Origin of the sequence: Roseixanthobacter pseudopolyaromaticivorans, assembly GCF_043195145.2 — a bacterium.
In the GTDB taxonomy this organism is placed as follows: domain Bacteria; phylum Pseudomonadota; class Alphaproteobacteria; order Rhizobiales; family Xanthobacteraceae; genus NCEH01.
The window spans coordinates 4,718,782-4,732,136 of record NZ_CM195539.1 but is presented as its reverse complement, the minus strand read 5'-3'; the positions used below and the strand labels follow the sequence as shown (position 1 = coordinate 4,732,136).

The window sequence follows — 13,355 nt, the reverse complement described above, 5'->3', positions numbered from 1 at the left end:
ATGGTTGCGGTGCGCGCGGGCGAGGCGGACGCCGCCCTCGCGCGCCGCGATTCCAAGCGTCCCGTGGTGCTGATCTACGGCCCGGACATGGGGCTGGTGCGCGAGCGCGCCGCCGGGCTCGTGCGCCGCGCCGTGCCCGACACCGCCGACCCGTTCGCCGTGGTGCGGCTCGACGGCGACGAAGTCTCCTCCGATCCGCGCCGGCTTATGGACGAGACCCGCACCATCGGCCTGTTCGGCGGCCAGCGGGTGGTATGGATCCGCGCCGGCAGCCGCAACATCGTTCCCGCCCTGGAGCCGGTGCTCGCCGAGCCCTGCGACGCACTGGTGGTGGTGGAGGCCGGCGACCTGAAAAAGGGCGCCCCGCTGCGGGCCCTGTGCGAGGGCGCGCCGAACGCGCTCGCCATTCCCTGCTACGCCGACGGCGAGCGCGACCTGATGCGCCTCGTCGATACCATGCTGGGCGAAGCGGGCCTCGCCATCGACCGCGACGCGCGCGACCTGCTGGTTTCCCTCATCGGCGGCGATCGCCTCGCCTCGCGCGGCGAGATCGAGAAGCTGGCGCTCTACGCCAAGGGCAACGGCCGCGTCACGCTGGACGATGTGCGGGTGATCGTGGGCGATGCCTCGGCCCTCGCCATGGATGATGTGGTGGACGCAGCGCTCGCCGGCCAGCCGGCGCAGACCGCAACCGCCCTCGCCAAGGCGTGGGGCGCGGCGACGCGGCCCGATGCCATTCTCGGAGCGCTGCTGCGGGCGCTGATGTCGCTGCACCAGATGGCGCTGGCGGTGGAGGCCGGCAGCAGCATCGAGCGGGTGATCGACCAGGCCCGCCCGGCCGTGCATTTCTCCCGCAAGCCGTTAGTGGACAAGGCTCTGCGCTCCTTCACGCCGGAACGCTGTCTGCGCGCGATCCTCACCGTGGACGAGGCCATTCTCGCCTGCCGGCGCAATGCCGCCATGGCCCAGCCGATCACCGAGCGGGTGTTGCTGAACCTCGCCGTGCGTCGAAGGGATGCCGCCTGAGCCGCGCCGCTCAGCGCGCGAGCACGGTATCCAGCCAGTCGAACATCTCGCGATTGAAGAGCGCGCGGGCGCCGCTCTCGCAATGCGCCGCCGCACCGTCGTCCGCCTTGAAGAGGGCCAGGCGCTTGGTGCAGGCGAGCCGCTCGAACAGGCTTTCCGCCGAGGCGCCGATAGCGTCGCCCTGCGCCTTGCAGACCATGGTGGGGCAGGCGATCTCCTGCGCGCGGCCTTCCAGGGTGTAGGTGGCGATCGACTGCACATAATCCCACGGGGTCGCCACGCCATGGACGAACAGGCCGCGCCGCAGGGCCCAGCCCTTGGTGGGGCTGCGCATCATGCGCTCCATCATGCGGCTCAGCACCCGGCGCGTGAGGGGATTGCCCTTCGGCAGACCGCGACCGAGCCAGCCCGGCAGGCGTGCCCGCATCTCCTCCAGCAGGGAATATTGGCCGGGGTCCGCCACCAGGGCCGCGAGGCGCGGCTCGCCGCTCGCGCCCCGCGGCGCCAGATAGCCGCCGAGGCTGACGCCCAACAGCGCGATCTGGTCGGAGGCGACGCCCGGCTGGGCGAGGACGAAGTCCACCACAGGCCGCAGCACGTTTTCCCAGTCCGGCCGCAGGTGCAGACCTTGCTTGAACAGGGCCTCGCCCTGTCCCGGCCCGTCATAGAGCAGCACGTTATAGCCGCGCTCCAGCGCCGCCGCGCCGCTGTAGAAGAAGTTTTCCTCGGCCGTGCCGTCATAGCCGCCGGTCACGATGAGGGTCGCGCGGGGCGTGTCGGTCACCGAAGGCCGCAGGAACAGGCCGTGCAGGCTCGTCTCCTCGAACGGGATGCGCACGCTCTGCGCCGGGTGCTCCATGAGCGCGCAGGCGCGGGCGAAGGCTTCCGCCTGCCGGTCATAGGCCCGCACGGCGCGCTCATCGAGCGGCGCGGCGAGGAGGAACACATAGGCGGTGCGGAAATAATTGGAGGCGCGCAGAAAAGCCTGGCGCGCGCTAGTGCCCCGGCCGGCGGCAAGGCTCGCCTGCCCGGCATCGTAGAGCCGTTCGGCGAGCGCGTTCCATTCGCTGTACCAGCGCTCCGTGTCGCCATCCGGAATGCGCGCGGCGAGCGCCAGGCATTCGCCGATGTCGGCCCCGTGATAATAGGTATGGCCGAGCGTGCGCAGGAATTGCGCGTCGAACAGTTCGTCCCTGAAACGCAGGCCCATCGCCTCTCCCCTGCCCCCGTCGAACGCGGCTTTGGCAACATATCAGACACACGCGCGCTGTCGCGATGCGAAGACGAGCGGGTGCGCCCTCCCGCGCCATCGCATGGCTGGCAATACCGCACCGCACTTGCTGCAGCGCGTCAATTTGATCAGGATCAAATCTGACCCTCAGCGCGGATCCGCCCATGCCCTTGTCGCTCCTGTCGCTCGCCGTGGCCGCCTTCGGCATCGGCACCACGGAATTCGTGGTGATGGGCCTTCTGCCCGATGTGGCACGCGACCTCGGTGTCACCATTCCGCAAGCCGGCCTGCTGGTGACCGGCTACGCGCTCGGCGTCGTGGTGGGCGCGCCGTTGCTGGCCATCCTCACCGCCAACTGGCCGCGCAAGACCACGCTGGTGGGGCTGATGGCGGTGTTCATCGGCGGCAACATCCTGTGCGCGCTCTCGCCCAGCTATGGCCTGCTGATGGGGGCGCGCATCGTCACCGCCTTCTGCCATGCCGCCTTCTTCGGCATCGGCTCGGTGGTCGCCTCAGACCTCGTGCCGCGCCACAAGCGGGCGCAGGCGATCGCACTCATGTTCGCCGGCCTCACCATCGCCAATGTGCTCGGGGTTCCGGCGGGCACTGCGCTCGGCCAATGGCTCGGCTGGCGCTCCACCTTCTTCGCCGTGGCACTCATCGGGGCCGCTGCGCTCGCCGCCCTGGTGGTGCTGCTGCCCCGCGGCCTGCCCATGAAGAGCAGCCGCATCCTCAGCGAATTCCGCGTGCTGGGCGATGTCCAGGTGGCGCTGGCGATGCTCATCAGCGTGCTGTGCTCGGCCAGCCTGTTCAGCGTCTTCACCTATATCTCGCCCCTGCTGGCGCAGGTGACGGGGCTTTCCGCCAATGCGATCACGGGCGCCCTGCTGCTGTTCGGGGTGGGGCTCACCGCCGGCAACATGCTGGGCGGCAAGCTTGCGGACTGGCGGCTGATGCCCTCGCTCATCGGCACGTTGGTGGTGCTGATCGCCGTGCTGGTGCTGTTCGTGCCGGCGAGCACGGCGCCGCTGCCCGCGCTCGGGATCCTCACGGTGTGGGGCGTGCTGGCCTTCGCGCTGGTGCCGCTGCTGCAATTGCGCGTGGTGGACACCGCCGCCTCGGCGCCGAACCTTGCCTCCACCCTCAACCAGGGCGCCTTCAACCTCGGCAATGCCGCCGGCGCCTGGATCGGCGCGGTCGCCATCACCCATGGCCTCGCCTATCAGAACCTGCCGTTCGTGGGCATTGCGCTTGCCTGCGCGGCGCTCGCGCTCGGGCTGGTCTCGCAGCGGCTCGACGCCCGCGCCCAGCCGGCGGTGGCCGAGCGCTGCTGAGGGAGCGTTAACCTTCTGGGCAAGCTGTGCCGGCGCAAGAGGCCCCCGGACCCCCGCGTTTACCACTCGGCAAAGGAGCATCCCCTAGCGTCGGGACCCAAGGACGGGCGCTACACCGTCTGAGACCGCCGCGCGGGATGCGCGGACGAGGGTGCGCGATGAAGCTCTTGCTGGCCCGCTTCGTAAGGGAAGAACACGGCTCGACGGCCCTGGAATACGGGCTGATCGCCGCCGGGCTGTCCATTGCCATCGTCACCGTGCTGACGCAGATCGGCCTGACGCTGGCGCGGCTGAAGGCCGGCGCCGCAGCGGCGGGCAATTGAACGGCGTGGCCTTCCTTCCGCTCGACCATCTGCTGGTGCTCGGCCTGTTCCCGGCCGCTTTGGCGGCGGTGATCGCGACCGATCTGTCGCGCCGCATCATTCCCAACCTCATCATTTTTGCCTTGGCCGGCGGCTTTGCGCTGCTCGCCGGCGCCGGCCATGTGGATGATCTGCCGCTGCGGCTGATGCTGGCGGCCGGCGTGCTGGCGGCAGGCTTCTGGCTGTTCGCCCATGATCTGATCGGCGCGGGCGATGCCAAGCTCGCCGCCGCCCTCGCCCTGTGGCTCGATCCCTCCCAATTGCCGGCCTTCGCCCTGATCTGCGGCGTGTTCGGCGCCCTGCTGGTGGGCGGCGTCACGCTGTGGGCACGGGGCGGATGGCGCGGCCTCCGGATGGCGGGGAGCCTGCCCTATGGCGTGGCGCTCGCCGGCGCGGGGCTGGCGCTGTTCCCAAGCTCCAGCCTGATGACCGCCCTGGTCTGACACGCCGCCGATTTTCCGCCGGGCATTTCTTAAATCGTTTCAACCCTTTGGCGCGCAACGCCCGCGGCTGTGCGGGCCTGCCCTGCGCGATGCCCCCTCGACAGCGGATGGCGGGTGGGGTTCAAAGGCGGCTCGGTTGAGAGAGACACATCATGAGCCTTCCAAGCCCGCTCCCCTTCGTCGCCCGCGCGCCCGTCATCCCGGTGGTGGTGATCGAGCGCCTGGAAGATGCCGTTCCCCTGGCCCGCGCCCTGGTGCAGGGCGGCCTGCCGCTGATCGAGGTGACGCTGCGCACGCCCGTGGCTCTGGAAGCCATCCGCCATATCGTGCGCGACGTGGAAGGCGCGCTCGCGGGAGCCGGCACGGTGACCGACCAGGCCCAGGTGGAAGCTTCCATCGAGGCCGGCGCCGCCTATCTGGTGAGCCCCGGCACGACGCCGCGCTTCGCCGAATCGCTGGCCCAGGCGCCGGTGCCCGTGCTGCCCGGCTGCGCCACCACGAGCGAAGCCATGGTGCTCTCCGGCCTCGGCTTCGAGGTGCTGAAATTCTTCCCCGCCGAGGCCTCGGGCGGCGTCGCCTTCCTCAAATCCGTTGCCGGGCCGCTGCCACACCTGCGCTTCTGCCCCACGGGCGGCATCGGGCCCAACAATGTGGCGAACTATCTCGCCCTGCCGAACGTGGTGGCGGTGGGCGGCTCCTGGGTGGTGCCGGCGGATTTGATCCGCGCCGGCGACTTCACCGCCATCCGCGATCTCGCGAGCGTGGCCGCCGCTTTGCCCCGGGCCGCGAAGTTCGGCTGAGGCTGGTCCTGCCGCCATAAGCCGGGCGCGTGGAGCGCCCGGCCGCTCAATGGGCGGAAAGCCCCTCTTGCGACATGCGCGGGATGATGGCGCCGCGATGCATGATGACCGTGCCGGCGAGACGGTGGCCGGCGCGCGCAGCATCCTCCGGGCTTGCGCCCTTCAGGCGGGCGGCAAGATAGGCGGCGTTGAAGCTGTCGCCCGCGCCGGTGGTGTCCACGGGCCTGACTTCCCGCTCCACCGGCACTTCGACGATGCGGCCCTCGGCATAGACCAGCGCGCCGCCGGCGCCGTTCTTCACCACCACTTCTCCCACCCCATAGGTGGTCATGCGCTCAATGGTGGCATGCGGCGAGGCATCGCCCCAGAGCGCCGCCTCGTCCTCGAACGTGGGCATGGCGATGGACGCGCGCTTCAGCGCCTCGGCGAACACCGTGCGGGCGCGCGTGACATCGCCGCCCCAGCCGCGCGGCCGGTAATTGCCGTCGAACACGCGCCACGCGCCCCGCTCGCCCGCCATCTCCAGCGCGGCGAGGAACCGACCGAGCCCGACATTGGAATAGAGCGACAAGGTGATGCCGGAGAAATAGGTCGCCCGCGCATCCACGAGGATCTCAGCGACGCCCTGCCAGCCCTCGAACTCGAACAGCGAACGGGCGGGGGCGGTATCGCGCCAATAATGGAAGGTGCGCTCGCCCCGGTCGTCTGTGGTGATGAGATACAGCCCCGGCACCCGCCCCTTGGCGATCAGCACCGCATCGCGCTCAACGCCCTCGGTAGCGGCAAGTTCGAGGATCTGGGCGGAATAGGCATCGTCGCCGAGCGCGGTGGCGTAAGCGGTCTCGATGCCGGCGCGGGCCAGATAAACGGCGGTGTTGAAGGTATCGCCGCCGAAGGCGAGCCCGAACCGGCCGTCATTGCCGCGCGCCAGTTCCACCATCACTTCGCCGACGCAAACCACTTTGGCCATTGCACTTCCTCGAACGCATCCGCCCGCACCTTTGGCGAAAGCCAGCGGCTGGCGCAAGTCTAATGGTTTTAGGCGACAGGGGATGGCTGCCCCCTCACCCCAGCCCTCTCCCCGGCGGGGAGAGGGGGCATTTCCGGGAAGCTCGCGCGGCTAATCCAGCGGCCGCGCCACGGCGGCGAGCCAGGTGGCGGGGCGGGTGCCGATATTCTCCACCACGACGGCAGGGGCAGGCGCTGTGGGCGGCGGCACCTCGCCATAGCGCCGTCGCAGATCCTCGGCCCGGCGCTCGTTATTGGCGATCAGGCACAGGGCCCGCTGCTCGAAATTGCCGATGCCGCGCGGCCCCTCGAACGGCGCCACGCTCTGGCAATCGAAATTGCGGTACATGCCGTAGCGGATCTGCGCCTCGTCGAGCAGGAGACGCCAGCGGTTGCGCTGCGACGGCAAAAGATCCGAGCGGGCGTCGATCACCCCGAAGGCATTGGCGAGCGCCGCCTCCATCACCTTCTCGGACACCTGGATGGCATCGTAGAGGCAACGATTGTAGTCGCGCGCCAGCACCTCGCCGCTGCGGCAGCGGGCGGTGGCCGGCCAGGGCTCCGCCGCAACCGCTTTCGCCGGCGCGGCCGGGGGCTGGGCCTGCGCGTGCGGTGCGCCGAGAAGGAGGAGCACAAACAGAAGCCGCGCAAGACCGCAGCCGGGGAACCTGCGGGCGAAGGCGCAGCGTGTCATTCCCCCTCCGCCCGCCGGCTGCTCAGGCGACCTGCCGCCGCGCCAGGAATTCCGCGATGCGGCCAAGGGCGGCACGGATGTTCTCGGCCGAATTGGCATAGGACAGCCGCAGATACCCTTCGCCATAGACGCCGAAATCCGGTCCGCCGATCACCGCCACGCCCGCGTCCTCCAGCAGCGCCGATGCGAGCGCCTTGGCCGAGGTCCAGCCGGTGCCGGCGATGTTCGGGAAGGCATAGAAGGCGCCGCCCGGCGTCGCGCAGGAAATCCCCGGCAGCGCGTTCAGCCCCTCCACCACGATGTGGCGGCGGCGGTCGAACTCGGCGACCATGGCATGCACCGCGTCCTGGGGCCCCTGAAGCGCGGCGATGCCGGCATATTGGGTCGCGGCGTTGACGCAGCTCCAGGCGTTCACGGAGAGCTTGCGCACCTGCTCGTACAGGCCCTTCGGCCAGATGGAATAGCCGAGCCGCCAGCCGGTCATAGCATAGGTCTTGGACCAGCCGTTGAGCAGGATCAGCCGGTCGCGAATCTCCGGATAGGCGAGCAGGGTCTGGTGGGTTTCCCCATCGAAGACGAAATGGTCGTAGATCTCGTCCGACATGATCGCCACGTGGGGATGGGCGGCAAGGCCCTTCACCAGCTTGTCGATCTCGGCCTTGGGCGTGACGCCGCCGGTCGGGTTGGCGGGGGAATTGATGATCAAAAGCCGCGTCTTCGGCGTGATGAGCGCCAGCGTCTCCTCGGCCGAGAAGGCGAAGGCGTTTTCCTCGCGGATCGGCACCGGGATCGGGGTCGCGCCGGTGTGCTCGATCATCGAGCGGTAGATGGGGAAGCCGGGATCGGGATAGAGGATTTCCGCGCCCGGCTCGCCGAACAGGCGGATCGCCGCATACATGGTGACCTTGCCGCCGGGCACGATCATCACAAGGCCGGGATCCACCTCCACGCCGTAGCGCTTGTGGAGATCGCCCGCCACCGCCTCGCGCAGCGGCGCGATGCCCACCGAGGGGGTGTAGCCGTGCTGCCCGTCGCGCAGCGCCTTGATGGCGGCTTCCACGATATGCTCGGGGGTGCGGAAATCGGGCTGGCCGATGCCGAGATTGACGATGTCGCGGCCCTGGCTCGCGAGCGTGGTGGCGCGCGCCAGCACGGCGAACGCATTTTCCTCGCCGATCCGGTCGAAGGCGGCGACGGTTTTCAACATGGGGTCTCTCCCTCGGGCTCCCGGCGGCGCCAGGAACCCCTTGCTGCTTCCTCGGGTTGTTCCCCGGGGCCGGACGGGGCTCGTCCTCTCGCCACAGGGCTTGAGCGCACCGATAGCACCAATGAGCAAAAAGGAGAATTTCCATGGCTAACCGTCTCGACGGACGCAGGATCGCGGTCCTGGTCGCCAACGGCTTCGAGAATGTGGAGCTGACAGAACCGGTGAAGGCCCTCAAGGCCGCCGGCGCCGACGTGAAAATCGTCAGCCCCGAGAAGGGCGAGGTTCAGGGCGTCAATCACGACAAGCCCGCCGACCGCATCAAGGTGGATGTCGCGCTCGACCAGGCCGACGCGAAAAACTTCGACGCTTTGCTGCTGCCGGGCGGGGTCATGAACCCCGACGCGCTGCGCATCAATGACAAGGCGCTCGCCTTCACCCGCGCCTTCTTCGCCGATCACAAACCCGTGGCCGCCATCTGCCACGGCCCGCAGGTGCTGATCTCGGCCGGGCTGGTGAAAGGCCGGTCGATGACCGGCTACAAAGCGATCCAGGTGGATCTCGCCAACGCCGGCGCGAAGGTGGAAGACAAATCGGTGATGGTGGACCAGGGCCTCGTCACCAGCCGCAATCCCAAGGACATTCCTGATTTCAACGCCAAGATGATCGAGGAATTCGCCGAGGGGAAACACGGCGGCCAGCGCGCGGCGTGACGATGCCTGCCTGAATGAAACCGCCCCATGCGCGGGCTTCGCCCCCGGCCGCCCGGCCGGGGGAGCAATGTTCAATCGCTGGCGAGGATGTGGTTGCGCACCAGCGGATAGACTTGGCCGGCCCATTTGCGCCCGCTGAACACGCCGTAATGACCCACGCCCGCCTGCATGTGATGGCGCTTGCGATGGGGCCGCAGGCCCGAGCAGATATCCTGCGCCGCCATGGTCTGGCCGATGGAGCAGATATCGTCCCGCTCGCCTTCCACGGTGAGCAAAGCGGTGCGGCGGATCGCCTTGAAGTCGATGGGATTGCCGCGATAGGTCAGCTCGCCCTTCGGCAGGAGATAATCCTGGAAGACGTACTTCACCGTCTCCAGATAGAATTCCGAGGCCAGATCCAGGACCGCGAAATATTCATCGTAGAAGTGCTTGGTGGCATCGGCCTTTTCCAGCTCCCCGGCGGCGAGGTTCTCGTACAGCTCCATGTGCGCCTTCACATGGCGGTTCATGTTCATGCTGACGAAAGCGGTCAACTGGATAAAGCCGGGATAGACCTTGCGGCCGGCGCCCTTGAAGCCCATCGGCACGGTGGCGATGAGGTTCTTCTCGAACCATTCGATGGGCTTGGAGGTAGCCAGCTCGTTGACCTTGGTGGGATTGATGCGACAGTCGATGGGACCCGCCATCAGCGTCATGGAACGCGGATAGGCGGGGTTGCCCTCCTGCGCCATCACGGCCGCCGCCACCAGAACCTGCACACACGGCTGGCACACGCCAAGGATGTGGCAGCCGGGGCCCATGAATTCCAGGAACTTGATGACATGCTCGACATAATCGTCGAAGCCGAAGGCGCCGTGCTCCAGGCTCACGTCGCGGGCATTGTGCCAGTCGGTGATGTAGACATCGTGGTCCGGCAGAAGCGTCTTCACCGTGCCCACCAGCAGGGTGGCGAAATGGCCGGAGAGCGGCGCCACCACCAGCACGCGCGGCTGCGGCACCGTGGTGTCCTTCTTGAAATGCAGCAAGGTGCCGAAGGGCAGCACGTGGGCCGGCTCCTCGGTGACTTCCACCTCCTGGTTGCCGACCACCGTGCTTGAGATGCCGAACGGCAGGCGCGCGTGGCTGAGCCCGGCGCGTTCCACCATCTCGAACGCCGCCGAGAGATGGCGCATGCCGGTGCGCATGCTCTCGGTGCTGAACAAGGAGAGGAAGGAATTGTCGAGGGCGCGCCGGGCCATGTGGGCCCCGAAGCGCAACGGGTCCATCAGATCGGATTGGGTCTGGTAAGCGAGGTACATCATGATGCCCTTCGCTGCCGGAAAGAGGGGGGCTGGGTCCTGGAAGACAGGTTCTTTTTCATCGCGTTTGAACGCCTTTTACCCGCTGGATACCCGCTGAGCGTGCCGCGCCGACGACCGAGCCGGCCCGCAATTCGACCTGTCCGAAAGAGCTAAGGCTTTGGCGCAATTTCTGTTCTACAGCTTCCCTAGGCGCTCGATCGGATGTACTTAGAAAAGGATATTGGAGCGGGGGGTGGTGCATTGCAACACACAACCGCTAAGATTGCTTCAGATGCCTTCGAGCCAGCGGTGACGTTCATGAGCGCCCTCACCATTTCGAGCAAGAACTACTCCTCCTGGTCCCTGCGCGGCTGGCTGCTGTGCAAGATGGCGGGCCTCGCCTTCGAGGAGGAGCGGGTGCCGGTGGACGATCCGGACGCGAAGGCCGAACTGCTGCTGCTGTCCCCCTCCTTCCTCGTGCCGCGCCTGGTGCACGAGGGCGTCACCGTGTGGGACACGCTGGCGATCGCCGCCTATCTCAACGAAGTCTTTCCCGAAGCCCAACTTCTGCCCGCCGACCGCGCGGCACGGGCGCACTGCCTCTCCATCTCCGGCGAGATGCATTCCGGCTTCGCCAACATGCGCTCGGCGCTGCCGATGAACATGAAATCTCATTTTCCCGGCTTCAAGGTGTGGGCCGGCGCCCAGGCGGATATCGAGCGCATCCTGGCCATCTGGCGCGGCTGCTTCGCCGCCCACGGCGGGCCATATCTGATGGGCCAGAACATCACGCTCGCGGACGCCATGTACGCGCCGGTGTGCTCGCGCTTCGCCACCTATGACGTCGCCCTCGACGCCGCCTGCACCGCCTATCGCGACCGCATGATGGCCCACCCCTTCATGCAGGAATGGATCGCCGGCGCGAAGAGCGAGCCGGACGAGCTGGAAGAGCTGGACGTCGAGTTCTGAGGGCCGATCTTGCGGTTCCAGGTCCGGCATGTGGGGATCGGCTGAAACAGAAGGACCTGCGGGTGCTTCTGTCGCGACCGACGCTCGCACCGGGCCGCACGCGCGTGCGGCCCTCCTTTGACGCCGATGCGTCCGGCGACCCGCGCAGCGCTGGCGAGCGGCTTCAGGCTCTGTTGGTCATTCAGGCTCTGTTGGCGATCTTCAGGCTCTCTTGGCGATGCCGTACGGTGCGGCGGGCGCCCTGTGTCGCCGGGGCGCGAGGGTGGTGAACGGGGCTCGCAACGCATGCGTCCAGCCCTGCGAAAAGACCGCATCCGAGCCGGTATTCAATCCCACCCGATCCAGCGACCAGCCAACGCTCACCCGCAGCGCCTTACCCACCGCGCCGCTCGCCCGCATGGCCTGGTAGGAGAGGCGATGGCGCAGGACCGACACCGCCGGCCGCGTGCTGGAGGCGCAAAACCGTGCCTTGCTCATGGTATAGAGCGAATAGCTGTCGTCCAGGGGAGCGCCGCGGCACGCATCGGTGAGGCTCAGCCAATGCTCGTAATAAAAGCGCTCCATGCCTTCGCGGGGCTTTTGCAGGCCGCGGATATAGTCCGCCTTCGCCCACCAGAAATTGAACCACATCCAGCCGCCCCAATCGTCCCGATCACGGGCGGGAAACAGGCCGATCTTGTTGATCTCCTTCTGAGTCTCGAAAATCTCGAGCGCCTTCCGCCAGGATGAGAAGGTAAAATAGGTCAGGACCGCCTCGACCTTGCACCGCCGCTTGTTGGCGTAGCTCATGCTCTTGGTGCGCAGATAAGCGACATAGCGATATCCCGCACGGCCCTGCGCCAGATGCCACAAATAGGAAATCGCCCAGAATTCGTATTTGTTTTTCGCGTGAACCAGGATGCGCCGGCACGGCACGTCCAAACCGACGAAAAACGCTTCCACGCCGGCAACCCCGAAGGGATTCGAGACGATCACATGCAGATCCGCGACAGCGAGAACACCTGTCGCGCACAGGTCTGCCAGCTGCTCTCGGATAAAGCTTTTCCAATCCACCTGGGGATTGATGTAAACGCCATATACGATGGCCGCGACACGCTTCGTATTCATCGTCGTTCGATTGTCCAAAATACCTCGGATCATATCGAACAAGATAGTGAATCGGGTCAACGACTATTGGGTTATGTGTTATTTCCCATATTTTTCTAGATGTTTCTGGTTTCTGATCTTTCATTTCTGAATTTTTCTGAAAGGCGGCGGAAAAACAACCGGCCGAAGCCGCGATGCAGGCGGCGCAACGGAAATCGACGGCGAAATCACGGCACGGGACCTTGCGCCCAGCCTTCACGCCGCCGGCCGCAGATAGGCGAGCAGGCGCTTGGCATAGGCGGGCAATACGTCTTCACGCCGCACCGCGATCACCAGGGTACGGCGCGCCCAGGGCTCGTCCAGCGGCACGAAGACGAGGGCATGGCTCTCGCGCAATTGCTGCGCCACCGCCGCCGGGATCACCGCGAGCCCCACATGGGCTTCGATGTGCGGCCCCACCATGGTGGCGACCGCGGCAAACCCGTTCACCCGCACGCGATACTTCAGCGCCCCGCCGGCCCGCACCGCATTGCGATCCACCAAGCTTTGCAGGCCGTTGCCCTCGGGCAGGCCGACGAACGGCTGGTCCAGCACATCGGCGATGCGCAGGCGCGCGCGCTGGCACAGGGGATGGCCGCGCGGCATGGCCACCACCAGTTGGTCTTCCCGATACCGCGTCAGTTGCAGGCCCGAGGTGTCGGCGGCGTCCGAGGTGATGCCGAGATGGATCAGCCCCTCCGCGAGCGCCTGGGCGATCTGCCAGCTGGGCCGTTCCTCCAGATCCATATCGATATTGGGATTGGCCGCGAGAAAGCGGGCGAGGTCCGCCGAAAGGCCGTGGCCGAAGGAGGCGGTGTTGCACCACAGGCGCACATGCCCCTTCAGTCCCTTGCCATAGCCTGCAAGCTCGCCGCGCATCCGCTCGCTCTGCGCCAGCATCAGGCGGGCATGATGTACCAGCGCCTCCCCGGCCGGCGTCACGGCGATGCCGGCGCGCCCGCGCTCCAGCAGCGGCGTGCCGATCTCCGCTTCCATGTCACGGATCCGCGCGCTTACCGAAGCCAGCGCCAGATGGGCGCGCGCGGCCCCGGCGGTCAGGCTCCCGGCCTCCACCACATTCAGGAACAGCCGCAGGTCTGAGAGATCAAAGCGCATAGAAGGAGATTATCCTACGGAAATTCCGAAGGCTAGAAGCGGAAGTTCCA

At 67.2% G+C, this 13,355-nt stretch carries 14 protein-coding genes; 7 read left to right on the top strand and 7 right to left on the bottom strand.

Translation table 11 applies throughout. From position 1 onward, the window contains the following. A complete protein-coding gene (gene holA, locus V5F68_RS22050; RefSeq protein ID WP_394015265.1) occupies window positions 1-1,026 on the top strand; it encodes a DNA polymerase III subunit delta in 1,026 nt (341 codons plus the stop codon). 10 nt (window positions 1,027-1,036) lie between these two features. Here holA and V5F68_RS22045 read toward each other — a convergent pair whose 3' ends face one another. Then, window positions 1,037-2,236: an alpha/beta hydrolase family protein gene (locus tag V5F68_RS22045; protein WP_394015266.1), complete on the bottom strand. Its 1,200-nt coding sequence runs from the start codon at window positions 2,234-2,236 to the stop codon at window positions 1,037-1,039. A 185-nt stretch (window positions 2,237-2,421) separates the two neighbouring features. On the opposite strand from V5F68_RS22045, the gene V5F68_RS22040 reads away from it, so the two are divergent. The 4 genes from V5F68_RS22040 to eda all read left to right on the top strand — a co-directional run bounded on the left by V5F68_RS22040 (window position 2,422) and on the right by eda (window position 5,196). Beyond that, entirely contained in the window at window positions 2,422-3,591 is a 1,170-nt protein-coding gene (locus V5F68_RS22040; protein WP_394015267.1) for an MFS transporter, read from the top strand. 158 nt (window positions 3,592-3,749) lie between these two features. Then, a complete protein-coding gene (locus V5F68_RS22035; RefSeq protein WP_348845587.1) occupies window positions 3,750-3,914 on the top strand; it encodes a Flp family type IVb pilin in 165 nt (54 codons plus the stop codon). Between the two features lie 5 nt (window positions 3,915-3,919). After that, window positions 3,920-4,396: a prepilin peptidase gene (locus tag V5F68_RS22030; RefSeq protein WP_394015268.1), complete on the top strand. Its 477-nt coding sequence runs from the start codon at window positions 3,920-3,922 to the stop codon at window positions 4,394-4,396. 152 nt (window positions 4,397-4,548) lie between these two features. Beyond that, complete coding sequence (gene eda, locus V5F68_RS22025) at window positions 4,549-5,196, top strand: bifunctional 4-hydroxy-2-oxoglutarate aldolase/2-dehydro-3-deoxy-phosphogluconate aldolase (protein ID WP_394015269.1); 648 nt, start codon at window positions 4,549-4,551, stop codon at window positions 5,194-5,196. A gap of 46 nt (window positions 5,197-5,242) precedes the next feature. On the opposite strand, the gene V5F68_RS22020 is transcribed toward eda, so the two are convergent. The 3 genes from V5F68_RS22020 to V5F68_RS22010 all read right to left on the bottom strand — a co-directional run bounded on the left by V5F68_RS22020 (window position 5,243) and on the right by V5F68_RS22010 (window position 8,105). Next, on the bottom strand, window positions 5,243-6,166 hold the full coding sequence (locus tag V5F68_RS22020) for a sugar kinase (protein WP_394015270.1): 924 nt from the start codon (window positions 6,164-6,166) through the stop codon (window positions 5,243-5,245). 150 nt (window positions 6,167-6,316) lie between these two features. Then, window positions 6,317-6,898 (bottom strand): lysozyme inhibitor LprI family protein, encoded by a 582-nt coding sequence (locus V5F68_RS22015; protein ID WP_394015271.1) that lies wholly within the window; start codon window positions 6,896-6,898, stop codon window positions 6,317-6,319. A gap of 22 nt (window positions 6,899-6,920) precedes the next feature. Further along, on the bottom strand, window positions 6,921-8,105 hold the full coding sequence (locus V5F68_RS22010; RefSeq protein WP_394015272.1) for a pyridoxal phosphate-dependent aminotransferase: 1,185 nt from the start codon (window positions 8,103-8,105) through the stop codon (window positions 6,921-6,923). A gap of 143 nt (window positions 8,106-8,248) precedes the next feature. Between V5F68_RS22010 and V5F68_RS22005 the strand changes: the two genes are divergently transcribed. Further along, window positions 8,249-8,815 carry a type 1 glutamine amidotransferase domain-containing protein gene (locus V5F68_RS22005; RefSeq protein WP_394015273.1) on the top strand — a complete coding sequence of 189 codons (567 nt, stop codon included), beginning with the start codon at window positions 8,249-8,251 and terminating at the stop codon, window positions 8,813-8,815. Between the two features lie 71 nt (window positions 8,816-8,886). Here V5F68_RS22005 and V5F68_RS22000 read toward each other — a convergent pair whose 3' ends face one another. Beyond that, on the bottom strand, window positions 8,887-10,116 hold the full coding sequence (locus tag V5F68_RS22000) for a polyhydroxyalkanoate depolymerase (RefSeq protein ID WP_394015274.1): 1,230 nt from the start codon (window positions 10,114-10,116) through the stop codon (window positions 8,887-8,889). Window positions 10,117-10,413: 297 nt separating this feature from the next. Between V5F68_RS22000 and V5F68_RS21995 the strand changes: the two genes are divergently transcribed. Then, window positions 10,414-11,064 carry a glutathione S-transferase family protein gene (locus tag V5F68_RS21995; RefSeq protein ID WP_394015275.1) on the top strand — a complete coding sequence of 217 codons (651 nt, stop codon included), beginning with the start codon at window positions 10,414-10,416 and terminating at the stop codon, window positions 11,062-11,064. A gap of 201 nt (window positions 11,065-11,265) precedes the next feature. Here the strand turns inward: V5F68_RS21995 and V5F68_RS21990 are convergent, their stop codons facing one another. After that, window positions 11,266-12,171 (bottom strand): hypothetical protein, encoded by a 906-nt coding sequence (locus V5F68_RS21990; protein WP_394015276.1) that lies wholly within the window; start codon window positions 12,169-12,171, stop codon window positions 11,266-11,268. Between the two features lie 234 nt (window positions 12,172-12,405). After that, window positions 12,406-13,305 carry a LysR family transcriptional regulator gene (locus V5F68_RS21985; RefSeq protein WP_394015277.1) on the bottom strand — a complete coding sequence of 300 codons (900 nt, stop codon included), beginning with the start codon at window positions 13,303-13,305 and terminating at the stop codon, window positions 12,406-12,408. Between the last annotated feature and the right edge of the window lie 50 nt (window positions 13,306-13,355).